Consider the following 24,624-nt stretch of genomic DNA (forward strand, 5'->3'; position numbering starts at 1 on the left):
CTTATGAAATTTTCGGTTCTGAAGACGACTGTCTTTGGTGCGGCCGTTGCCGCGCTCGCCGCTGTCGCAGCCCCTGCATCCGCTGCCGACGTCGGCGCCTGCCTGATCACCAAGACTGACACCAACCCCTTCTTCGTCAAGATGAAGGAAGGTGCCACCGCCAAGGCGACTGAGCTCGGCGTGACGCTGAAGAGTTATGCCGGCAAGATCGACGGCGACTCGGAAAGCCAGGTCGCGGCGATCGAGACCTGCATCGCCGACGGTGCCAAGGGCATCCTGATCACCGCGTCCGACACCAAGGGCATCGTGCCTGCGGTCAAGAAGGCGCGCGATGCCGGCATCCTGGTCATCGCACTCGACACCCCGCTGGAGCCGGCTGACGCTGCCGACGCCACCTTCGCCACCGACAATCTGCTTGCCGGCAAGCTGATCGGCCAGTGGGCTGCCGCCACGCTCGGCGACAAGGCCAAGGACGCCAAGGTTGCCTTCCTCGACCTGACCCCGTCGCAGCCGACCGTCGACGTCCTGCGCGACCAGGGCTTCATGATGGGCTTCGGCATCGACGTGAAGGACGCCAACAAGATCGGCGACGAAGACGATGCCCGCATCGTCGGCCACGACGTCACCAACGGCAATGAAGAAGGTGGCCGCAAGGCGATGGAGAACCTGCTCCAGAAGGATCCGGGCATCACCGTCGTCCACACCATCAACGAGCCTGCCGCTGCCGGCGCCTATGAAGCACTCAAGGCCGTGGGAATGGAGAAGAACGTGCTGATCGTCTCCGTCGACGGCGGCTGCCCGGGCGTCAAGAACGTCCAGGATGGCGTCATCGGTGCGACCTCGCAGCAGTATCCTCTGATGATGGCCGCTCTCGGCATCGAGGCGATCAAGAAGTTCGCCGACAGCGGCGAGAAGCCCAAGCCGACCGAAGGCAAGGACTTCTTCGACACCGGCGTTTCGCTCGTGACCGACAAGCCGGCCACCGGCGTGGAATCGATCGACGTGAAGACCGGCCTGGAAAAGTGCTGGGGTTGATCTGACCGCCTGACGGCGAGACACTTCCTTGCAGACGAAGGGCGACCCCTTGGTCGCCCTTCCTACAAGGGGGCTATGAAATCCCTGATGGGAGGAAATCGACATGAGTGACGCTTCGGCAGATGCCAGGCGGCCGCAGGAGTTCGAGAAGGTTCTCTCGGGCAGCGACACGTCAGTGGCCAGCTTCGATACGCATACAAGGTCGCCAATCGAGAAGATCCAGCATTTCCTGCACTCCAATCCCGCGGCGGTGCCGCTGATCGTGCTGGTTACCTCGGTCGCGCTGTTCGGCCTGATCATCGGCGGCAAGTTCTTCTCCGCCTTCTCGATGACGCTGATCCTGCAGCAGGTGGCGATCACCGGCATCATCGGCGCCGCCCAGACGCTGGTCATCCTGACCGCCGGCATCGATCTCTCCGTCGGCGCTATCATGGTGCTGTCGTCTGTGGTCATGGGGCAGTTCACGTTCCGATACGGCCTGCCGCCGTCGCTGGCGATCCTGTGCGGCTTCGCCGTCGGCGCATTGTGCGGCTGGATCAATGGCGTGCTCGTCTCCTACATGAAGCTGCCGCCCTTCATCGTCACGCTCGGCACCTGGCAGATCGTGCTCGCAACGAATTTCCTCTATTCGGCCAACGAGACGATCCGCGCCCAGGACATCGAGGCCCAGGCTCCGATCCTCCAGTTCTTCGGGGCCAATTTTCGGCTCGGTAATGCGGTCTTTACCTATGGTGTCGTCGCCATGGTGCTGTTGGTAGCCGTCCTCTGGTACATCCTGAATCACACCGCCTGGGGTCGGCATGTCTATGCCATTGGCGACGATCCCGAGGCCGCCCAGCTTTCCGGCGTGCGTGTCAACAGGGTGCTGATTTCGGTCTATGTCATCTCCGGCCTGGTCTGCGCGCTCGGCGGCTGGATGCTCATCGGTCGTATCGGCTCGGTGTCGCCGACGGCAGGCCAGTTCGCCAACATCGAATCCATCACTGCGGTGGTGATCGGCGGCATCTCGCTGTTCGGCGGTCGCGGTTCCATCCTCGGCATGCTGTTCGGCGCGCTGATCGTCGGCGTGTTCCAGCTCGGCCTGCGCCTCATCGGCACCGATCCGCAATGGACCTATCTGTTGATCGGCACCCTCATCATCATCGCGGTCGCAATCGACCAGTGGATCAGAAAGGTTGCAGGCTGATGGCTACCGAACCTCTTCTCACCGCCCGTGGGCTGGTCAAGCGCTATGGCCGCGTCACTGCCCTCAACAATGCCGACTTCGATCTCTATCCGGGCGAAATCCTGGCTGTGATCGGCGACAACGGCGCCGGCAAGTCGTCGCTCATCAAGGCGATCTCAGGCGCGGTCACGCCCGACGAAGGCGAGATCCTGCTTGAAGGCAAGCCGGTCCACTTCAAGTCGCCGATGGAGGCGCGCGACGCCGGCATCGAGACGGTCTACCAGAATCTCGCTTTGTCGCCGGCGCTGTCCATCGCCGACAACATGTTCCTCGGCCGCGAGATCCGGAAGCCCGGCATCATGGGCAACTGGTTCCGCATGCTCGACCGGGGCGCGATGGAAAAGCGGGCGCGCGAAAAGCTGACCGAACTTGGCCTGATGACCATCCAGAACATCAGCCAGGCTGTCGAAACGCTGTCCGGCGGCCAGCGTCAGGGTGTGGCGGTGGCACGCGCGGCTGCCTTCGGCTCCAAGGTTGTGATCATGGACGAGCCGACGGCGGCCCTTGGCGTCAAGGAAAGCCGGCGCGTGCTCGAACTGATCCTCGACGTCAAGCGGCGCGGCCTGCCGATTGTCTTGATCTCGCACAACATGCCGCATGTCTTCGAGGTCGCCGACCGCATCCATATCCACCGCCTCGGCCGCCGGCTGACGGTCATCGATCCGAAGGAATACTCGATGTCCGATGCGGTGGCTTTCATGACCGGCGCCAAGGCGCCGCCGGAAGCGGCCATCGCTGCCTGACCGGCCGGCCTAAACCTGGGGGTCTCCGCTCGCGAGATCCCCCTGTCTCCGCGTCGTGAGATATTGACGCGGAGATTTAAATCGATTGAGATCGCATTCGGAATAGCTAACATGCGTGTGGGAGGACAGGTGTCGGCAAGGGAGGCAGAAGAACGGTGGCCGAACAACATGCGAGAGGCGAGATGACCCGCGCAGTGACCCCCAAAATCCCCGAACCGCCGCTTGGCGATACCAGCCCCGAGGCCCTGGCTGCCGAAATCCTCAGCGCGCTGAAGTACCGGCTCGGCAAGGACGCCACGGTTGCGACCGACTATGACTGGCTGACCGCATCGATCAAGGTGGTGCGCGACCGCATCGTCGACGAGTGGATCTCCTCGACCAAGGAGGCCTACGACCAGAGCGCCAAGCGGGTTTATTACCTCTCGCTAGAGTTCCTGATCGGCCGGCTGATGCGCGACGCCTTCTCCAATCTCGGCCTGATGGACGCGATGCGCCAGGCGCTGGCCTCGCTCGGCGTCGAGTTCGATGTCATCGCCAGGCTCGAGCCCGACGCGGCACTCGGCAATGGCGGTCTCGGCCGGCTCGCCGCCTGCTTCATGGAAAGCATGGCGACCGTCGACATTCCGGCCCATGGCTACGGCATTCGTTACGCCAACGGCATGTTCCGCCAGGAAATCCATGACGGCTGGCAGGTCGAACTGCCCGAGACCTGGCTGGAACACGGCAATCCCTGGGAATTCGAGCGCCGCGAACGCGCCTTCGAGGTCGGCTTCGGCGGTTCGGTCGAGTCGATCACCGCACCGGATGGACGGCTCGAACGCCACGTCTGGAAACCGACCGACCGCGTGCTGGCGGTTGCCTACGACACCCCCGTGGTGGGTTGGCGCGGCGCGCGCGTCAACACGCTCAGGCTGTGGTCTGGCATGCCGCTCGATCCGATCCTGCTCGACAGGTTCAATGCCGGCGACCACATCGGTGCGCTGGCCGAAAGCAATAAGGCCGACGCGCTGTCGCGCGTGCTCTATCCCGCCGACTCGCACAAGGAGGGGCAGGAGCTCAGGCTGCGTCAGGAGTATTTCTTCTCGACGGCCTCGCTGCAGGACATCCTGCAGCGCCACATCAGCAAATATGGCGACCTCATCTCCTTGCCCGACAAGGCGGCGATCCACCTCAATGACACCCATCCCGCCGTCGCCGTGCCCGAGCTGATGCGCCTCCTGATGGATGTCCATGGCATGGATTTCGACACCTCCTGGGACATCACCAGGCGGACCTTTGCCTACACCAACCATACGCTTTTGCCGGAAGCGCTCGAAAGCTGGCCGGTGCCGCTGTTCGAGCGGCTTCTGCCGCGCCACATGCAGATCGTCTACGCCATCAATGCCGAGGTTCTGCTCGAAGCCAGGGCGACCGGCCGCTTCAATGGCGAGCAGATCAGCCGTATCTCGCTGATCCAGGAGAATGGCGAGCGCCGCGTCCGCATGGGCAATCTTGCCTTCGCCGGCTCGCACAGCGTCAACGGCGTCTCGGCACTGCACACCGAGCTGATGAAGGAAACGGTGTTTGCCGACCTGCACAGCCTCTATCCCGACCGCATCAACAACAAGACCAACGGCATCACGCCGCGGCGCTGGCTGATCCAGTGCAATCCCGGCTTGACCGGCCTGGCGCGCGAAGCCATCGGCGACCGCTTCCTTGACGACATCGAGGCGATCCGCGAGCTCGACGGCTTTGCCGGAGATGCCGCGTTCCGCGACAAGTTCGCCGCCGTCAAGCGCGCCAACAAGGTGCGGCTGTCGAACCTCGTCGCCGAGCGGCTGGGCATCAAGGTCGATCCGTCGGCGCTGTTCGACATCCAGATCAAGCGCATCCACGAATACAAGCGCCAGCTGCTGAACATCATCGAGGCGGTGGCGCTCTACGACCAGATCCGCTCGCATCCCGAGCGCGAATGGATGCCGCGGGTGAAGTTCTTCGGCGGCAAGGCGGCACCGAGCTACCACAACGCCAAGCTGATCATCAAACTGGCCAATGACGTCGCCAGGGTGATCAACAGCGATCCATCGGTGCGCGGGCTGCTCAAGGTCGTCTTCGTGCCGAACTACAATGTCAGCGTCGCCGAGATCCTGATGCCGGCGGCCGACCTGTCGGAGCAGATCTCGACGGCGGGCATGGAGGCATCCGGTACCGGCAACATGAAGTTCGCGCTCAACGGCGCGCTCACCATCGGCACGCTCGACGGCGCCAATGTCGAGATCAAGGAGCATGTCGGCGACGACAACATCTTCATCTTCGGCCTGACCACCGAGGAGGTTGCCCAGCGCCGCAACAGCTCCTACCAGCCGGCGGCGGTGATCGACGGTTCGCCTGAACTCAAGCAGGCGGTCGCTGCGATTTCCTCAGGCGTGTTCTCGCCCGACGACCCCGCGCGCTACCGCGAGCTGATGGACGGGCTCTACCAGCACGACTGGTTCATGGTCGCCGCCGACTTCGATTCTTATGCCGCTGCCCAGCGCCAGGTCGACACTGTCTGGCGCGACAGCCCGGACTGGTACGCGCGCGCCATTCGCAATGTCGCGCGTGTCGGCTGGTTCTCTTCGGACCGGACAATCCGTCAATATGCCAAAGAAATCTGGAACGTACCGGCCTGATGTGATTGCATGAACTGACCTCGCCGAAGAAACCCTGGGAGGGGACACCAAGACATGCTGAAGCCCGGCGCGGCCGCCGAAACGAAACCGGAGCTCGACAGAGCCACGGACGGCGATATCGAGGCGATCGTGAACGGCACCCATGGCGACCCGTTCGCGGTGCTCGGGCTCCAGCAGTCGGGCAAGGGCTTTCTTGCCCGTTGTTTCATCCCGCATGCCGAGACCGTCACCGCCCACACGATTGAAGGCAAGGCGTGCGGCGATCTTGCCCGCCGCAACGATGCCGGTTTCTTCGAAGGCAAGCTGTCGATCCGCAAGCGCCAGCCGCTGCGTTATCTGGCAAAAAATGCCGGCGGCGACTGGTGGGTGACCGATGCCTACAGCTTCGGCCCGGTGCTCGGGCCGATGGACGACTACTTCATCTCTGAAGGCTCGCATCTCCGCCTGTTCGACAAGCTCGGCGCGCATCTGATTACGCATGAAGGCGCTGACGGCGTGCATTTCGCCGTCTGGGCGCCCAACGCGCACCGGGTTTCGGTGGTCGGCGACTTCAACGACTGGGACGGCCGCAGGCATCCGATGCGCCTGCGCCAGGACACCGGCATCTGGGAGATCTTCGTGCCCGACATCGGTCCGGGCCGGCCCTACAAGTTCGAGCTGATCGGGTCCCGCGGCGTCAGGCTGCCGCTCAAGGCCGATCCGTTCGCCATCCGCTCGGAACTGCGCCCGGCAACCGCCTCTGTGACCGACATGCCGCCCGCGCATGAATGGGGCGATGCCGCGCACCGGGCCCACTGGAAAGCGGCTGACCATCGGCGCGAGCCGATCAGCATCTATGAGGTCCATGCCGGCTCATGGCAGCGCCGCGACGACGGCAGCTTCCTGTCGTGGGACGAGATGGCCGACCGGCTGATCCCCTATGCCGTCGACACCGGCTTCACCCATATCGAGTTCCTGCCGATCTCGGAACATCCCTACGACCCGTCCTGGGGCTACCAGACGACGGGGCTTTATGCGCCGTCCGCCCGCTTCGGTGAACCCGAAGGTTTTGCCCGCTTCGTCGACGGCGCCCATCGTGCCGGCATCGGCGTCATCCTCGACTGGGTGCCGGCGCATTTCCCCGTCGACGAACACGGACTGGCGCATTTCGATGGCACAGCACTCTACGAGCATGCCGACCCGCGCCAGGGCTTCCATCCCGACTGGAACACCGCGATCTACAATTTCGGCCGGCGCGAAGTGGTGTCGTTCCTGGTCAACAACGCCCTGTTCTGGGCAGAGAAATACCATGTCGACGGGCTGCGCGTGGATGCGGTCGCCTCGATGCTCTATCTCGACTACTCGCGCAAGGAAGGCGAGTGGATCCCCAACGAGTTCGGTGGCCGCGAGAACCTGGAGTCGGTGCGTTTCCTGCAGAAGATGAATGCGGCTGTCTATGGCGCCCATCCCGGTGTGATGACCATCGCCGAGGAATCGACCTCCTGGCCCAAGGTGTCGCAGCCGGTGCATGAAGGCGGGCTCGGCTTCGGCTTCAAATGGAACATGGGCTTCATGCATGACACGCTGGAGTACCTTGCCAAGGAGCCGGTGCATCGCAAGCATCATCACAACGAGATCACCTTCGGGCTGCTCTACGCCTTCAGCGAGAATTTCGTCCTGCCGCTGTCGCATGACGAGGTCGTGCATGGCAAAGGCACGCTGCTCGCCAAGATGGCCGGCGACGACTGGCAGAAGTTCGCGACTTTGCGCGCCTACTATGCCTTCATGTGGGGTTATCCCGGCAAGAAGCTCCTGTTCATGGGCCAGGAGTTTGCCCAGCGCGCGGAATGGAGCGAGGCAAGGGCGCTCGACTGGAACCTGCTCGACTTCGCCCCGCATCGCGGTGTCTGGCAGCTGGTGCGTGATCTCAACCAGCTCTACCGCTCGCGCCCGGCGCTGCATGCCCGCGACTGCGAGCCCGAAGGCTTCGAGTGGCTGATCGTCGACGATGCCGCGAACTCCGTCTTCGCCTGGCTGCGCAAGGCGCCTGGCGCTGCACCCATCGCCGTCATCTCGAGCTTCACGCCGGTTCTGCGCGACGGCTATCGCGTGCCGCTGCCAAAGCCAGGCACATGGCGGGAAATCTTCAACTCCGACGCGCTGGACTATGGCGGGTCGGGCAAAGGCAACAGCGGCATGGTCACCGCGCACCCGACGGATGGAGGAGGGGCAGCGGCTGTGCTGCTTCTGCCGCCGCTCGCGACGATCATGCTCGAATTTGTGGCGGACTGAGCAGGGAGGATGGCATGGAACTGAAGAGAAACCAGCCGCTGGCGCGCGATGCCATGGCCTATGTGCTTGCCGGCGGGCGCGGCAGCCGGCTCAAGGAACTGACCGACCGGCGCGCCAAGCCCGCGGTCTATTTCGGCGGCAAGACCCGCATCATCGATTTTGCGCTGTCCAATGCGCTGAACTCGGGCATTCGCCGCCTCGGCGTTGCCACCCAGTACAAGGCGCATTCGCTGATCCGCCACCTGCAGCGTGGATGGAACTTCCTCAGGCCGGAGCGCAACGAGAGTTTCGACATCCTGCCTGCAAGCCAGCGCGTCTCCGAAACGCAGTGGTATGAAGGCACAGCGGATGCGGTCTACCAGAACATCGACATCATCGAGGCTTACGGCCCCGAATACATGGTCATCCTCGCCGGCGACCACATCTACAAGATGGATTACGAGCTGATGCTGCGCCAGCACGTCGACGCCGGCGCCGACGTCACCGTCGGCTGCCTCGAGGTGCCGCGCATGGAGGCGACCGGCTTCGGCGTCATGCATGTCGACAAGAAGGACAACATTATTTCCTTCATCGAAAAGCCGGCCGATCCGCCCGGCATCCCCGACAAGCCGGACTATGCGCTGGCCTCGATGGGCATCTATGTCTTCAAGACCAAGTTCCTGATGGAGCAGTTGCGCCGCGACGCCAACGAACCGGAATCGAGCCGCGACTTCGGCAAGGACATCATTCCCTACATCGTCCAGCACGGCAAAGCCGTCGCCCATCGTTTCGCCAAGTCCTGCGTGCGCTCGAGCATGGAAGGCGAGGCCTACTGGCGCGACGTCGGCACCGTCGACGCCTATTGGGAAGCCAATATCGACCTCACCGACATCACGCCCGAACTCGACCTCTATGATCGCGACTGGCCGATCTGGACCTATTCGGAACTGACGCCGCCGGCCAAGTTCGTCCATGACGAGGACGGCCGGCGCGGGTCCGCCATATCGTCACTGGTCTCGGGCGACTGCATCGTCTCGGGCGCCTCGCTGAAGCGCAGCCTGATCTTCACCGGCGCGCGCATCAATTCCTATTCGACGCTCGAGGATGTGGTGATGCTGCCGGCCTGCTATGTCGGCCGCAATGCGCGGCTCAAACGGGTCGTCATCGATCATGGCGTCCAGATACCGGAGGGACTTGTCGTCGGTGAGGATCCGGTGCTCGACGCCAAGCGTTTCCGCGTCTCGGAAAAAGGCATCTGCCTGATCACCCAGGACATGATCAACAGGCTGGAGTCGTAACCGGTGCAGGTGCTTTCGGTCACGCCCGAGATCTTCCCGCTGATCAAGACCGGCGGGCTGGCCGACGTCACCGGCGCCTTGCCGGCGGCACTTGCCGGGCTCGGCGTCGCCACCCGCAGCCTGGTGCCGGGTTATCCCGTGGTGATGAACGCGCTGAAGAAGAAAAAGACGGTTCATCACTACCCCGCCTTGCAAGGCGGCAAGGCAGCGCTCCATTCAGCCGAGATCGCCGGTCTCGACATGCTGGTGCTCGACGCGCCGCATCTGTTCGACCGGCCCGGCGGACCCTATGGCGACGTCACCGGTGCCGATTGGCAGGACAATTGGCGGCGCTTTGCAGCACTCGGCCGTGTCGGCGCCGACATCGCTGCGGGTGTGGTCAAGGACTACAGGCCCGACATCGTGCACGCCCATGACTGGCAGTCGGCGATGACGCTTGCCTATATGCGTTATGGCGAGGCGGCTGATGTGCCGTCTGTCATGACGGTGCACAACCTCGCCTTCCAGGGGCAGTTCGGCGCCAGCATCTTTGCCGGCCTCGGCCTGCCGCAGCAGGCGATGGCGCTCGACGGCGTCGAATATTATGGCGGCGTCGGCTTCCTCAAGGCCGGCCTGCAGGCAGCGTGGGCGATCACCACCGTCAGCCCGACCTACGCCCAGGAAATTCGCACTCCGGCCTTCGGCATGGGGCTCGACGGGCTGATCAACCTGCGCTCGCCCGACCTTTACGGCATCGTCAACGGCATCGACGACGACATCTGGAACCCGGAGACCGACAGCCATCTTGCGGCCACCTACACGTCCAAGAGCCTGAAGGGGCGCAAGGCCAACAAGCGGGCGATCGAAGAGCGCATGACGCTCGATCGTGACGACGGTCCGATCTATTGCGTCGTCAGCCGCCTGACCTGGCAGAAGGGCATCGACATTCTTTCGACCATCATCGATCCGGTGGTCGCCTCCGGCGCGCGGCTGGCGATACTGGGCTCGGGCGATGCCGGGCTGGAAGGCGCGCTTCTCGCCGCTGCCGCCCGCCATCGCGGCCGTGTCGGCGTCGTCATCGGTTATGACGAGGGCCTGTCGCATCTGCTGCAGGGCGGCGCCGACGGTATCCTGATCCCGTCGCGTTTCGAGCCATGCGGCCTGACCCAGCTTTATGGCCTGCGTTATGGCTGCGTGCCGATCGTCGCGCGCACCGGCGGGCTGGCCGATACCGTCATCGACGCCAACGAGGCAGCGGTTGCGGCCGGCGTCGCCACCGGTTTCCAGTTCGCGCCCGAAGACGCCGGCGCCTTCCACCACGCCATATCGAGGGCCAATGCGCTGCATGCCGAGCCGGCAGTCTGGGCGGCAATCCAGAAGCAGGGCATGAAGTCGGATATATCCTGGGACCGCAGCGCCCAGAAATATGCCGCACTTTACCGCATGCTTCTCTCAAAAAGGGATGCCTGAATGATTCGTACCGTCGCCACCACGCCCTATACCGACCAGAAGCCCGGCACGTCGGGCCTGCGCAAGAAGGTGCCGGTCTTCCAGCAGCCGAACTATGCCGAGAACTTCATCCAGTCGGTGTTCGATTCGCTCGAATGTTTCGCCGGCAAGACGCTGGTCGTCGGCGGCGACGGCCGCTTCTACAATCGCGAGGTGATCCAGAAGGTCATCGCCATGGCGGTGGCCAACGGCTTCGGCCGCGTCGTTGTCGGGCAGGGCGGCATCCTGTCGACGCCGGCGGCCTCCAACCTGATCCGCAAGCGCAAGGCCTTTGGCGGGCTGATCCTGTCGGCCAGCCACAATCCCGGCGGCCCGCACGAGGATTTCGGCATCAAGTACAATGCCGAAAACGGCGGTCCGGCGCCGGAGAAGATGACCGATGCGATCTATGCCCGCAGCAAGGTCATTTCGGCCTACAGGATCGCCGACATCGGCGCTGTCGATCTCGACAAAACAGGCACCTTCGAGGTCGGCGGCATGAAGGTCGAGGTCGTCGACCCCGTCACCGACTATGCCGAGTTGATGGAGACTTTGTTCGATTTCGACGCCTTGCGTGCCCTGTTCAAGTCGGGCTTCCGCATGCGTTTCGACGCCATGCACGCGGTGACGGGCCCCTACGCCAAGGAGATCCTCGAGCGCCGCCTCGGCGCTGCCGAGGGCACCGCCCGCAACTTCGTGCCGCTGGAGGATTTCGGCGGCCACCATCCCGATCCGAACCTGGTCCACGCCAAGCATCTCTATGACGAGATGATGGGGCCTGATGCGCCTGATTTCGGCGCCGCTTCGGACGGCGACGGCGACCGCAACCTGATCATCGGCCGCGGCATCTTCATCACGCCGTCGGATTCGTTGGCGATGCTGGCGGCCAACGCCCATCTCGCGCCGGGCTACAAGGCCGGCCTCAAGGGCATCGCCCGCTCGATGCCGACCAGCGGTGCCGCCGACCGGGTTGCCGAGAAGCTCGGCATCGGCATGTACGAGACGCCGACCGGCTGGAAGTTCTTCGGCAATCTGCTCGACGCCGGCATGGCGACGATCTGCGGCGAGGAGAGTGCCGGCACCGGTTCAGACCATGTCCGCGAGAAGGACGGGCTGTGGGCAGTGCTTTTGTGGCTCAACATTCTTGCCGTGCGCGGCGAGAGCGCCAAGGACATCGTCGCCAAGCATTGGGCGACCTATGGCCAGAACTATTATTCGCGCCATGATTATGAAGAGGTCGAGACCGACAAGGCCAATGCGCTGGTCGACGCCCTGCGCGGCAAGCTGGCGTCGCTGCCGGGAACCAGCGTTCAGGGCATGAAGATCGCCAGTGCCGACGACTTTGCCTACAACGACCCTGTCGACGGCTCGGTGAGCAGGAACCAGGGCATCCGCGTGCTGTTCGAAGGCGGTTCGCGTGTCGTCTTCCGCCTGTCGGGCACCGGCACCTCGGGCGCCACCTTGCGCGTCTATATCGAGCGCTACGAACCCGATCCGGCGCGGCACGGGCAGGACACGCAGGCCGCACTTGCCGACCTGATCAAGGCCGCCGACGACATCGCCGGCATCCGCAGCCACACCGGCCGCGACAAGCCGAGCGTGATTACGTGAAATGGTCGATTGCGGCTGAGCTCCCCCCTCGTGGGGGAGATGTCCGGCAGGACAGAGGGGGGCAACGTAGAGCGCTTTCCTCTGACGGTCGTCATAAAAGCCTGCTCCACTGGCGAGATCCTGTCCGGAGAGGTCGCGATCCTTCGCACCCCCCTCTGTCCTGCCGGACATCTCCGGGGAGATCGGCTGGCCGCACCGGTGCTGCCCGATGACCAGGGATGGCAGCACTCCACCTCTTGGCGCGACAGTAACCGATGACGGCATCCGGTTTGGCGTCTGGTCCGGAGCTGCCGAACGCATGTGGGTGTCGGTGTTCGACGCCGACGGCAAGGCGGAGACGGCCCGGCTGGAGCTTCAGCGTGAAAGCGACGGGGTTTTCGCACTGCATGTCGCCGGACTGGGCGAGGGCACGCGCTACGGTTTTCGCGCCGACGGGCGATATGCGCCGGACGACGGCCTGCGGTTCGATCCCGGTAAGCTGCTTGTCGATCCTTACGCGCTGCGAATAGACCGGCCTTACCGCTATGACGCCCGGCTTGCCGCCCCAAGAGGGCAGGGCGGCGACAGCGCTGCGCTGATGCCCAAGGCAGTGGCCGCGAGGCTGCCCATCGTGCCGCACGCCGCACCGGCGTTTCGGCCGGGCGGGCTGATCTACGAGGTGCCGGTGCGCGCCTTCACCTTGCGCCATCCCGGTGTGCCGAAGCGCCTGCGCGGCACCATCCGGGCGCTGGCCGAGCCTGTCATCATCGACCATCTGCTGAAGATCGGCGTGTCGGCGGTCGAGCTGATGCCGGTGACGGCTGCCATGGACGAGCGCCACTTGCCGCGCCTCGGCCTCAGCAATGCCTGGGGCTACAATCCGGTGACCTTCATGGCGCTTGATCCGCGCCTGGCGCCTGGCGGCATCGCCGAGCTCAGCGAGACGACAGCGGCACTGCATGCCGCCGGCATCGGCGTCATCCTCGACCTGGTCTTCAACCACACCGCCGAAAGCGATGAATTCGGGCCGACCCTGTCGCTGCGCGGCCTCGACAACCCAGCCTACTATCGCCCGGCGGTCGACGATCCCGGCCGCTATGCCAACGACACCGGAACCGGCAACACGCTTGCCTGCGACCATCCGGTGGTTCAGGGACTGGTGCTCGACAGCTTGCGGCATTTCATCGTCCACGCCGGCATCGACGGCTTCCGCTTCGATCTCGCGCCCGTGCTGGGTCGGGTCGGCGGTGAATTCAGTGCTGACGCACCGTTGTTGCAGGCGATGCGGCAGGACCCCGTCATCGGCGACCGCGTCCTGATCGCCGAACCCTGGGACATCGGCCACAACGGCTACCGGCTTGGCGGCTTTCCCCCGGAGTTTCTCGAATGGAACGACCGCTACCGCGACGACGTCAGGCGTTTCTGGCGCGGCGACCGCGGTTTGGTCGGCGCGCTGGCGACACGGCTTGCCGGATCCTCCGACAGCTTCGGCGGCGGGGCGCAGACGCGGACGGTGAACTTCATTGCCGCCCATGACGGCATGACGGTCGCCGACCTCGTCCGCTACGAGCGCAAGCACAACGAGGCCAATGGCGAACACAACCACGACGGCCACAATGAGAACTTTTCCTGGAACAACGGCGTCGAGGGCGAGAGCGGCGATCCCGAGATATCGGCCGAGCGCAGTCGCGATATCAGCGCCTTGCTGGCGACGCTGTTTGCCTCGCGCGGCGCCATCATGCTGACGGCGGGAGACGAATTTGGCCGGAGCCAGCGCGGCAACAACAATGCCTACGCCCAGGACAACGAACTGACCTGGCTCGACTGGGCCGAGCGTGACGTCGCCCTGGAGGACTTCGTCGCTGAACTTGGCAAGCTGAGGCGAGAGGTGCCGGCGCTGGCGCAAGTCGGCTTCCTCAGCGGCGCAGTCCCTGATGGCGCGCAGGTGGCGGACGTCGAATGGCTGACCGAGGCCGGCCGGGCGATGAGCGACGCCAACTGGCATGAACCCGACCGTCACCGCCTGACGATGCTTCTGGGCAATGGTGCCGCAGAGGGCGGCCGGCTTGCCGTCATGATCAACGGCGCGCGGCGCGATGTCCATTTTGCCCTGCCTGCGCGTTCGGCCTTCGAATGGCGACAGGCGATGGCCGGGGCACATCCGGGCGGCGGGCGTTTTGCCGTGCCGGCGCGCAGCGTTTCATTTGCGATCGAACGGCCTCAGGCCGAAAGCCCAGGAGATCAGCCATGACCCAGCAATCCGGTGCCGACTGGTGGCGCGGCTGCGTCATTTACCAGGTCTATCCGCGCTCGTTCCAGGACAGCACCGGCGACGGCAGCGGCGATCTCGCCGGCATCACCAGGCGCCTGCCGCATATCGCCTCGCTGGGCGTCGATGCGGTCTGGCTGTCGCCCTTCTTCAAGTCGCCGATGGCCGACATGGGCTACGACGTCTCCGATTATTGTGACGTCGATCCGATGTTCGGCACGCTCGCCGACTTCGACGCGATGATATCGGAGGCGCACCGCCTCGGGCTGAAGATCATCATCGACCAGGTGCTGTCGCACTCGTCCGACAAGCATCCCTGGTTCGTCGAAAGCCGGATGAGCCGCGACAATCCCAAGGCCGACTGGTATGTCTGGGCCCAGCCCAAGCCTGACGGCACCGCGCCGAACAACTGGCTGTCGATCTTCGGCGGTCCAGGCTGGGAGTGGGATTCGACGCGCAAGCAATATTACCAGCACAATTTCCTCGCCTCGCAGCCGGATCTCAACTTCCACAATCCCGAAGTGCAGGCAGCGCTTCTGGAAACGGTTCGCTTCTGGCTCGATCGGGGGGTCGACGGCTTCCGGCTCGACACGGTGAATTTCTACGTCCACGACAAGTGGCTGCGCGACAACCCGCCCTTGGCGAAAAGCGTTGCCGGCGAGAACGAGGAAGCCAATCCCTACGAGTACCAGGACCATCTGTTCGACAAGACGCGGCCGGAAAACATCGCCTTTCTCGAGCGCTTTCGCGCCGTGCTCGACGAATATGGCAGTCGCAGTTCGGTCGGTGAGGTCGGCGACGGCGAGCGCTCGCTGCAGACGGTGGCGGCCTACACCTCGGGCGGCGACAAGCTGCATATGTGCTACACATTCGACCTGCTTGGGCCGAAATTTTCCGCCGCCCACGTCCGCAAATGCATTGCCGATTTCGAGGCGGCGGTGACCGACGGCTGGGTCTGCTGGGCCTTCTCCAACCATGACGTCATCCGCCATGTCACGCGCTGGACGCGGCCCGGCGGCGACCCGGAGGCGGTGGCCAAATTCTCCATTGCCCTGCTTGCCTGCCTGCGCGGTTCGATCTGCATCTACCAGGGCGAGGAGCTTGGTCTTGAAGAAGCCGACGTTGCTTTCGAAGACTTGCGCGATCCTTACGGCATCCGCTTCTGGCCAGGCTACAAGGGCCGCGACGGCTGCCGCACGCCGATGGTGTGGGAGGCCCAGGCAGAGCAGGGTGGCTTCTCCGACGGCAAGCCCTGGCTGCCGATTTCGGCTGCCCATCGTGCGCTTGCGGTCGACCGCCAGCAGGGCGACGCGGAATCAGTTCTGTGTCGTTACAGGGCGGTGCTCGCGGCCCGCAGGACGCTTCCGCCACTTATCCACGGCTCGATTGAGCTGCTGGAAACCAAGGGCGACGTGCTCGCTTTCCTGCGTGAGGAAGGGGCCGAACGGCTGCTGTGCGTGTTCAATTTTTCCGAGAAAGCGGCGTCATGGCCAGTTCCGGCAAGGCTTGGCGGCTTGAGCCCGGTGCCGTTTCCCGGAGCTTTGGGTGAAGTCGAAAAAGACCGTATCACCTTGGCGCCGCTCGATTACTTTATCGGGCGCTTAGTTTGAACTCGCTCAAGTTGACTTTAGGTGAGCACGAGTCGTGTTGAAAATAAAAATTGTCGTGTCTAGTGTCAGCCACCGCTGGCGGTAGGGAGCTGCCGGCTCGCTCAACGAAACCGGAAACATCCGGCATTCGGGCGCTAACCAGGCGAGGCCGTGTTTACGGGGAACACGCCTATTTGGGAGAAGTAACACATGCTGAAGAACATGCTGAAAGCGACAGTGTTCGCTACGACGCTTGCGCTGTCTGCTGGAGCGTTGTCCGTTCCGGCTTTTGCGGAGGTCGTCTTCAATCGCGGCAATTCGGCCGATCCGGAATCGCTGGATCCGCACAAGACATCGACGGTCTATGAAGCCCACATCCTGCGCGACTTGTTCGAAGGTCTTGTCATGCAGGACCAGAATGCCGAAATCATTCCGGGTGCAGCCGAGAGCTGGACCGTTTCGGACGACGGCACCGTCTACACTTTCAAGCTCCGTCAGGGCGCTACCTGGTCGGATGGCAGCCCGGTAACCGCCGAAGACTTCGTCTACTCCTTCCGCCGCCTCGAGGATCCGGCCACCGGCGCCGAATATGCTTCGATGCTCTATGTCGTGAAGAACGGCGAAGAAGTGAACACCGGCAAGGCCAAGCCCGAAGAACTCGGCGTCAAGGCAGTCGATGCCAACACCTTCGAAGTGACCCTCAAGGCACCGACCCCATACTTCCTCGAAATGCTGACGCACCAGTCGACCTATCCGGTCAACAAGGCCGCCATCGACAAGCTCGGCGCCGATTGGATCAAGCCGGGCAACCTGGTTTCCAACGGCGCGTTCACGCTCGCTGAATTCGTCCCGAACGATCACATCAAGCTGGTCAAGAACCCGAAGTTTCATGACGCCGCCAATGTGAAGCTCGACGCCGTCAACTACTTCCCGACGGAAGACCGCTCGACCGCCATCAAGCGCTTCGAGGCTGGCGAACTCGACTCCAACGACGATATCCCGACCGAGCAGATGGCTGACCTGAAGGCCAAATTCGGCGATCAGCTGCGTATCGGCGCCTATCTCGGCACCTACTACTACGCGATCAAGACGGACAAGGCGCCGTGGGACAATGTCGAGCTGCGCAATGCAGTGTCGATGGCCATCGACCGCGACTTCCTGGCCGAGAAGGTCTGGCAGAACTCGATGATCCCCGGCTACTCGATGGTGCCGCCCGGTATCGAAGGCTACACTTCGGCACTGGCGACCTTCGCCGACAAGTCGCAGATCGACCGCGAGGATGAAGCCAAGAAGGTTCTCGAGAAGCTCGGCTACGGCCCCGACAAGCCGCTGAAGATGGAAATCCGCTACAACACGTCGGAGAACCACAAGAACACGGCAGTCGCGATCCAGGAGCAGCTCAAGCCGCTCGGCATCGAGGTGACGCTGCTCAACACCGACACCAAGACCCACTACGGTCATCTCGAGCAGAAGGGTGACTTCGACGTCGCTCGTGCGGGCTGGATTGCCGACTACAAGGATCCGGAAAGCTTCCTCGGCATCTCGCGCAAGGCTTCCGGCAACAACTACTCGAACTACAACAGCCCAAAGTTTGAGGAGGCCATGAACAAGGCAGCCGCCGCTGGCGGCAAGCCGGAAGAACGCCTGAAGGAAATGGCGGCAGCAGAACGCATCTTGATCGATGATGTCGGCCAGATCCCGCTGCTCTACTACAGCTACAAGAACCTCGTTTCGCCGAAGATCAAGGGCTTCGACGAGAACGTCATGGACGTTCATCCTTCACGCTTCGTCAGCAAGGACTAGTCCCGGCTCTGCCGCCGCCCCTGAAAAAGGGGGCGGCGGTTCCGGCTAACCTGCGAAGGCGTGGTAGCTATGTTTCTCTATGTATTCCGGCGGCTTCTGACCGCCATTCCGACGATGTTCGTCATCGTCACGCTGGCCTTCTTCCTGATCCGCGTCGCTCCGGGCGGCCCATTCAATCAGGAGCGCGGACTCAGTCCCGAGATCAAGGCCAATCTTGAGGCCCAATTCGGTCTTAATGATCCGATCTGGCTGCAATACGTCAACTATCTCAAGAACCTGCTGCACGGTAACTTCGGGCCCAGCTACAACCTGCCTGACTTCACCGTCACCGAGCTGTTCGCCAATGGCCTGCCGATCTCGGTTCAGCTGGGCTTGTCGGCTCTTGTCCTGGCGCTTGCCGTCGGAACGGTGCTTGGTATCGTCGCAGCCCTCAACCAGAACAAGCTTGGCGACTATTCGGTGATCGCACTTGCCACCGCCGGCAGCACGATCCCGACCTTCGTCATTGCCCCTGTGATCCAGCTTCTTTTCGGCCTGACCTGGAAGCTGCTGCCGATCGGCGGTTGGGGCGATGGGGCATGGATCAACAAGATCGGCCCGATCCTGACTTTGTCACTGCCGCAGATCGCCATCGTGGCGCGCCTGATGCGCGGTTCGATGATCGAGTCGCTGCGTTCCAACCACATCCGGACGGCGCGTGCGCTTGGCCTGTCCGACTGGTCGGTGGTGGTCAAGCACGCACTGCGTGGCGCTGTCCTGCCCATCGTGTCTTATGCGGGCCCGGCGGCGGCGGCATTGCTCACCGGTTCGATCATCGTCGAGACGATCTTCGCCATTCCCGGTATAGGCCGCTACTTCGTCGATGCGGCACTCAACCGCGACTACACGCTGGTGATGGGCACGGTGGTGGTGATTGCGCTGTTTACGATCGCCTTCAACCTGATCGTCGACATCCTCTATGCCTTCTTCGATCCGCGGGTGCGCTATGACTGATACAGCCATTTCAGCGCCCGTCGTCGGGCGATCGCTCTGGGGCGATGCGTGGGCACGCCTCAAGGCCAACAAGGCTGCGATGTTCAGCCTTTTCTACCTGATCGCCATGGCGACCGTCTGCATCGTCGGACCGTTCTTCGTGCCGCATCAGTACACGACGATCTATGCTGACTATGTCCGGACGCCGCCAAGTCTCTCGGCCTATCCCAAGCCGGAAATGATCGAGACCGCCATGAACGACGCCGTCAAGCGCATGCGTGTCGACGTCAAGGAATGGCGCCAGGAAGGCGAACGGGTGTTCATCACCGTGACGTCGAGCAAACCGCTCGACGAGCGCAACATCCGCTATCTCGACCGTTCCGACACCTTCGACGACGGCAAGCTCGAAAGCACCTCTGCTGATGGGCTGACGGCGGTGATGAGCGCCTCTATCAAGCAGCAGTACTTCCTGTTCGGCACCGACAACACCGGCCGCGACCTGCTGTCGCGAACGCTGATGGCGGGCCGCATCTCGCTGGCGATCGGCCTTCTGGCCGGCATCGTCGCCGTGGTCATCGGGGTCATCTATGGCGCCACTGCCGGCTTCATGGGCGGCAAGACCGACGAGGTGATGATGCGCATCGTCGACGTGCTCTATTCGCTTCCCTTCATCTTTTTCGTCATCATGCTGGTCGTCTTCTTTGGGCGAAACTTCGTGCTGATGTTCTTGGCTGTGGGGGCGGTGTTGTGGCTCGACATGGCGCGCATCGTGCGTGGCCAGGCCTTGTCGATCCGCCGGCAGGAATACGTCCAGGCGGCCGAAGCACTCGGCGTGCGTTCACGCGGCATCGTGCAGCGGCACGTCATCCCCAACCTGCTCGGGCCTGTCGTCATCTACATGACGCTGCTGGTGCCGCAGGTCATCATCCTGGAGAGCTTCCTGTCGTTCCTGGGGCTCGGCGTGCAGGAGCCGATGACGAGCTGGGGCGTGCTGATCTCCGTGGGCGCCAAGAACATCGGTACCGCCAACTGGCTGCTGTTGTTCCCGGCCTTCTTCCTGGTCTCGACGCTGTTCGCGCTGAACTTCATCGGCGACGGCCTGCGTGACGCTCTCGATCCGAAGGACAGGTGAGATGGCTGGAGAAACAATCCTATCGGTCAAGGACCTGCGCGTCCGCTTCCGCACGCTCGACGGCGTGGTGGAGGCGGTGAAGGGCATCCACCTTCACGTCGACGCCGGCGAGACGGTTGCCGTGGTCGGTGAATCCGGCTCCGGCAAGAGCCAGACGATGATGGCGGCGATGAGCCTGCTGGCCTCCAATGGTGAGGCCACAGGCGCTGTCGACTACCGCGGCAAGAACCTGCTGACACTCGGCAAATCGGAACTCAACAAGGTCCGTGGCCGCAAGATCAGCATGATCTTCCAGGAGCCGATGACCTCGCTCGATCCGCTCTACACCATCGGCAACCAGCTGATGGAACCGATCCGCAAGCATCGCGGCTTGAGCGGGGCGGCAGCGCGCGCCGAAGCCCTCAGGCTGCTCGAACTGGTCAAGATTCCCGACCCCGAGCGGCGCCTGAAATCCTATCCGCACGAAATGTCGGGCGGCCAGCGCCAGCGCGTGATGATCGCCATGGCGCTTGCCAACGACCCCGACATCCTGATCGCCGACGAGCCGACCACTGCACTCGACGTGACGATCCAGGCGCAGATCCTGACCCTGCTGGCCGAACTGCAGCGCAAGCTCGGCATGGCCATCGTCTTCATCACCCATGACCTCGGCATCGTCCGGCGCTTTGCCGACCGTGTCTATGTCATGCGCTATGGCGAGGTGGTGGAGGAGGGCAAGGCCGACGAGCTGTTTGCCAATCCGCAGCACGACTACACCAAGATGCTGCTGGCAGCCGAGCCGACCGGTCGCAAGGCGCCGCCTGCCGCCAATGCGCCGATCCTGCTCGAAGGGCGCAATGTCGAGGTCGAGTTCAAGATCGGCGGCGGCTTCCTTGCCGGCCCGCCGATGCTATTGCGGGCGGTCGACCGCATCTCGATCATGCTCAAGCAACGCCAGACGATCGGCATCGTCGGTGAATCGGGATCGGGCAAGTCGACGCTGGGCCGGGCTCTGCTCCGGCTGTTGCCGAGCCAGGGAACGATCCGCTTCGGCAACAAGGATCTGTCCAAGGCCGACCGTGCCGACATGCGCCCGCTGCGGCGGGAGCTTCAGCTCGTCTTCCAGGATCCGTTCGGCTCCTTGTCGCCGCGCATGACGGTGGGCCAGATCATCACCGAAGGCCTTCTGGTGCACGAGCCGTCGCTGTCGTCCAAGGAACGCGACAACAGGGCGGTGGAGGCCCTGCGTGAAGTCGGGCTATCCCCCGAAACACGCAACCGCTATCCGCACGAGTTCTCCGGCGGCCAGCGCCAGCGCATCGCCATTGCGCGGGCGATGATCCTCAAGCCCAAGGTCGTCGTGCTCGATGAGCCGACCTCGGCGCTCGACCGATCGGTGCAGAAGCAGATCGTCGAGCTTTTGCGCAAGCTGCAGGCCGACCACGATCTGTCCTACCTGTTCATCAGTCACGATCTGGCCGTGGTGCGCGCCATGTCAGACTACATCATCGTGATGAAGCAGGGAAAGATCGTCGAGGAGGGGCCGACCGAGGAGATCTTCGGGGCGCCGCGTGAAGCCTACACCAAGACCCTGATGGCGGCGGCGATCGACGAGACGAAGTTCCGCCAATCGGCCTGACGGTTTGGCAGCCTGACGGCTTTTGGCAGGCCACAGCCTGGTGAAAAACAGCAACAGGCCCGGAGACGTCAGTCTCCGGGCCTGTTCGCGTTCAGAGCACCAGAACGGAGCGGCCGCAGTTGACGCCGTGAACCCGCACATCGGCTTCGCCGACCTTTACGCCGACCAGCGTCAGGACGTTGTAAAGCAGCCCGTCGATGGGGGCGGTCACGCCTGACAGCAGCCCGACGATGGCGGTCTTGACCGCGGCGTCTGTCGGCACGAACAGGCCGAGGCCAAGGCCCAGCACCTTGAGATCGACATCCAGCGTCAGCCCGCTCAACAGCGAGGCGGTCAGCGACTGCGTCAGGTTGCGTGTCGACACCGACTTGACCCGGCGTGCGTCGATGTCGCTCTTGTTGAACGTAAGGGCCTGCGGCGTCATGTTGCCGATCCGCACATTCGCGGCACCCTTGACGTCGACGGTCAGCACGTTGAGGCCGACCGGGTTGAGCTTGACCAGCTGCGCGGGCTGCACCACGGGCCTCTTGGTAAAGACCCTGAGTTCCTCCGGGTTGATGTCGCCGAGCCAGATCTCGGCGACGCCGGGCTGGGCGTCGACCGTGACGATCGCGCTTGCCGGCTTGCCGGTGGGACAGGAAACGCTTTTCAACTGGGCCTCGGCATAGGCCAGCTCGACATAGAGCGGCACGCGCACCGACCCGCCCAGCACGCTGTCGACCAATCCCCCGGTGCCGCCAACGGTGACGACGAGTTGCAGCCTTGTCTGCGCCGTACGCACGATCTTGCCCGGCTCGCCGACCGCAAACCAGCTGTATCCTTGCGGTGGTTCGCCGATGGCGACGTTCAGCTTGACGCCGAGCAGACCCGGCACGCCGGCGCCAAGGTCGACGGCGACCTGGTTCTTGCCGTTGGCGATGGCGGCTGCAGCGCTGACCAGTTCCATGATGCCGACATCGGCGTCCAGCCCGGCGGCGCCACGACCCGTCGACAGTTTGCCGATCGCGCCGAGGTCGATGTAGTTCTTGAGCGGTACCTTGAGCGAACCGGGGATGTGAGAGCCCAGAAGCTTGTTCAAGGCGATGTCGGCGTCCCTGTCCTTGTTGACCGTTGCCAGAGCCGACAGTATCTGCCCGACGCTCGCTTCAGCCTGTAGCACCTCATTGTAGGTACCCGCCGTCAGGTTCAATCCGGTCTTCAGCGCATCGATGAACTGCAGCGCGTTGACGTCGGCCCCCAGAAGCGCGTTGTAGTCCATCACATTGAGCGAAAGCGTCGTACCCAGCAGGCCGCCAAGAAGGCTGTTGAGCAGGCCGCCATTGAGGCTGGCAAGCCTGGAGCCCACGGAGAAGGCGGCTTCCGCCGGCGCGGTCGCGACCGCTGTGGTGACAATCTTGCGCTCACCGATCAGCGCATTGGCGAAAAAGGTCGTGCCGTCCTTGGAATAGGTGACGCGCACGGCGTTTGGCGGCGTTGCACCGACGACGAAGCGCGCGTCGACTGCGACAGTGGGGTCGGCGGCATAGCGCCCCTTTTCGACGAGCACGCGCTTGTAGCCTACTGTGAGTGTTTGAGGGGTGGAGCCGTCAACCAGGACGACGTTGTTCTGCTGATTGTTGTTGAATACCTTCAGCACCGCGGCATCGGCCTTGGCGATGTTGCCGGCGGCATAGATTGCCGCAAGATCGGTAATCGACTGGGCTTCGCGGCGCTCGACATAAAGCGAGCCTTCGTCGACTGCCAGTGCAGCCGTGGCAAGGCCGATCGGCAGCGACAGCGCGAACATGGTCGCCATGTTGCCTTTTCGCGCGCGCCGGAACTCGGACAGTCTGTTCAGGATTGCCGTAAACATTCAGATGCCCCCCACCCGAATTGTCGAACTGCGTTTGATGGTCTGCTCCGGCATTGGCAGCATTGTCAGCAGATTCCAGATCGGAAGCTGGCGGGCGTCGTAGCTCAAGGAGACGACGAACTGTTCGCTGTCATTGGCGCTGTCCTTGGCGTCTACTGTCAGTTTTGTCTTGTCGATGAGGACGTAGCCGTCGCCGTTGAGATCGATGTATCGCTGTGCGAGCGTCTTGCGCTCGGCTTCGTTGAGCCCGCCGATGGCGGTGCGGGCTGCGTCGGCTGCCATCTGCTGGACGGAATGCAGGGCGCCGAAGTAAATTCCGTAAGCGATCATTCCAAACACAAGCAGGATGAAGACCGGTGCGACAATTGCAAATTCGATTGCTGATGTGCCGGATCGGGACTGCAGGAACCCGCTACTATCGGGGGGCCTTATGCGGATCAGTGTCCTTGCCCATCTTTCCAAGTGCTTGATCCGCTCGGTAAAGGACTTGGATGCGTCTGCGCCCAGCTTGCGGCGGTGTCTGAGCACACGCCAGCCCCCTGGATTTCTGGTCGTCGCAAGCGACGCCATCCTGCGGAAATATTGTTTGTATGCAAAGTATTTATTCTCACTCATATGCCACCTGTTTGGCCACTGCCAAGATCATCCGCCTCGCTACCAGAGATGAACTAGATTAGTTCCAGAGTGGTCCCAGAAGATTATCGATTTGCTAATGTGCTTGCAGGTTGTGGCGAACGGCCAAGAGAATCTGAATCTCGACAGTAAAATCCGACTAAAATGGTCTTGTTTTGTATGAGGTCAGATGGTTTTTGTTAGAATACGCTGGTCGCAGGAAGTTTTCGCCAAGCGACAGCAAGAAAAATACAACCCTCGATTGATGAGATCGGGTGTGGCAATCGTTGTGGCGAAGCTGGTGGCCCGGAAAGCAGGTTGTTAACGCCGTCTTTCGGTTCGGGACGCAGGCTGATCCTGGCCGGTCGCAGCGCGAAAGGTGTGGCGCTTTGCGGCTTCAGTCTAAAGAATTGGGATTTCGGGTGAGCGACCCGAGACATAGGTGACGTTTCGTACCGGACACATGGGTAACACTTTTGGCTTTTGGCCGGAGGTGTTGATGCCGTGGAAGGAGAGTT

Annotated in this window: 16 protein-coding genes; 14 read left to right on the forward strand and 2 right to left on the reverse strand. The window is 63.1% G+C overall.

Features of this window, described 5'->3' with window-relative positions; translation table 11 throughout:
• The first annotated feature begins 3 nt into the window (after nt 1–3).
• From HNQ95_RS28615 to HNQ95_RS28680, 14 genes are all read left to right on the forward strand, one after another.
• Complete coding sequence (locus tag HNQ95_RS28615) at nt 4–1,035, forward strand: sugar ABC transporter substrate-binding protein (protein ID WP_182575801.1); 1,032 nt, start codon at nt 4–6, stop codon at nt 1,033–1,035.
• Nucleotides 1,036–1,138: 103 nt separating this feature from the next.
• Nucleotides 1,139–2,221 (forward strand): ABC transporter permease, encoded by a 1,083-nt coding sequence (locus HNQ95_RS28620; protein ID WP_067964434.1) that lies wholly within the window; start codon nt 1,139–1,141, stop codon nt 2,219–2,221.
• A complete protein-coding gene (locus HNQ95_RS28625; protein WP_067964432.1) occupies nt 2,221–3,003 on the forward strand; it encodes an ATP-binding cassette domain-containing protein in 783 nt (260 codons plus the stop codon). The genes HNQ95_RS28620 and HNQ95_RS28625 overlap by 1 nt, the downstream gene beginning before the upstream one ends.
• A 182-nt stretch (nt 3,004–3,185) precedes the next feature.
• Nucleotides 3,186–5,654 (forward strand): glycogen/starch/alpha-glucan phosphorylase, encoded by a 2,469-nt coding sequence (locus HNQ95_RS28630; RefSeq protein ID WP_067964431.1) that lies wholly within the window; start codon nt 3,186–3,188, stop codon nt 5,652–5,654.
• A 54-nt stretch (nt 5,655–5,708) separates the two neighbouring features.
• Nucleotides 5,709–7,925, forward strand: coding sequence for a 1,4-alpha-glucan branching protein GlgB (gene glgB, locus HNQ95_RS28635; RefSeq protein WP_154385968.1), 2,217 nt, complete (start codon nt 5,709–5,711; stop codon nt 7,923–7,925).
• A gap of 14 nt (nt 7,926–7,939) precedes the next feature.
• Nucleotides 7,940–9,202 carry a glucose-1-phosphate adenylyltransferase gene (gene glgC / locus HNQ95_RS28640; protein ID WP_067964427.1) on the forward strand — a complete coding sequence of 421 codons (1,263 nt, stop codon included), beginning with the start codon at nt 7,940–7,942 and terminating at the stop codon, nt 9,200–9,202.
• Nucleotides 9,203–9,205: 3 nt separating this feature from the next.
• On the forward strand, nt 9,206–10,651 hold the full coding sequence (gene glgA / locus HNQ95_RS28645; RefSeq protein WP_182575802.1) for a glycogen synthase GlgA: 1,446 nt from the start codon (nt 9,206–9,208) through the stop codon (nt 10,649–10,651).
• Nucleotides 10,652–12,280 (forward strand): alpha-D-glucose phosphate-specific phosphoglucomutase, encoded by a 1,629-nt coding sequence (locus tag HNQ95_RS28650; protein WP_182575803.1) that lies wholly within the window; start codon nt 10,652–10,654, stop codon nt 12,278–12,280.
• Nucleotides 12,281–12,488: 208 nt separating this feature from the next.
• Nucleotides 12,489–14,510: a glycogen debranching protein GlgX gene (gene glgX / locus HNQ95_RS28655; protein WP_182575804.1), complete on the forward strand. Its 2,022-nt coding sequence runs from the start codon at nt 12,489–12,491 to the stop codon at nt 14,508–14,510.
• Nucleotides 14,507–16,138 carry a beta-galactosidase BglA gene (gene bglA, locus HNQ95_RS28660; RefSeq protein WP_182575805.1) on the forward strand — a complete coding sequence of 544 codons (1,632 nt, stop codon included), beginning with the start codon at nt 14,507–14,509 and terminating at the stop codon, nt 16,136–16,138. The genes glgX and bglA overlap by 4 nt, the downstream gene beginning before the upstream one ends.
• A gap of 189 nt (nt 16,139–16,327) precedes the next feature.
• A complete protein-coding gene (locus HNQ95_RS28665; protein WP_067964419.1) occupies nt 16,328–17,920 on the forward strand; it encodes a peptide ABC transporter substrate-binding protein in 1,593 nt (530 codons plus the stop codon).
• Nucleotides 17,921–17,989: 69 nt separating this feature from the next.
• Nucleotides 17,990–18,913: an ABC transporter permease subunit gene (locus HNQ95_RS28670; RefSeq protein WP_067964417.1), complete on the forward strand. Its 924-nt coding sequence runs from the start codon at nt 17,990–17,992 to the stop codon at nt 18,911–18,913.
• The gene (locus HNQ95_RS28675; RefSeq protein WP_067964415.1) at nt 18,906–20,024 is read left to right on the forward strand and encodes an ABC transporter permease; all 1,119 of its coding nucleotides are present in this window, start codon (nt 18,906–18,908) and stop codon (nt 20,022–20,024) included. Before HNQ95_RS28670 ends, HNQ95_RS28675 begins: the two co-directional genes overlap by 8 nt.
• A 1-nt stretch (nt 20,025) precedes the next feature.
• Nucleotides 20,026–21,642: an ABC transporter ATP-binding protein gene (locus tag HNQ95_RS28680; protein ID WP_067964413.1), complete on the forward strand. Its 1,617-nt coding sequence runs from the start codon at nt 20,026–20,028 to the stop codon at nt 21,640–21,642.
• A 91-nt stretch (nt 21,643–21,733) separates the two neighbouring features.
• Here the strand turns inward: HNQ95_RS28680 and HNQ95_RS28685 are convergent, their stop codons facing one another.
• Nucleotides 21,734–23,437 carry a pilus assembly protein TadG-related protein gene (locus HNQ95_RS28685; RefSeq protein ID WP_246341029.1) on the reverse strand — a complete coding sequence of 568 codons (1,704 nt, stop codon included), beginning with the start codon at nt 23,435–23,437 and terminating at the stop codon, nt 21,734–21,736.
• Between the two features lie 57 nt (nt 23,438–23,494).
• Nucleotides 23,495–24,109 (reverse strand): TadE/TadG family type IV pilus assembly protein, encoded by a 615-nt coding sequence (locus tag HNQ95_RS28690; RefSeq protein ID WP_312871042.1) that lies wholly within the window; start codon nt 24,107–24,109, stop codon nt 23,495–23,497.
• Between the last annotated feature and the right edge of the window lie 515 nt (nt 24,110–24,624).

The organism is Aminobacter ciceronei, from assembly GCF_014138625.1.
In the GTDB taxonomy this organism is placed as follows: Bacteria; Pseudomonadota; Alphaproteobacteria; order Rhizobiales; family Rhizobiaceae; genus Aminobacter; species Aminobacter ciceronei.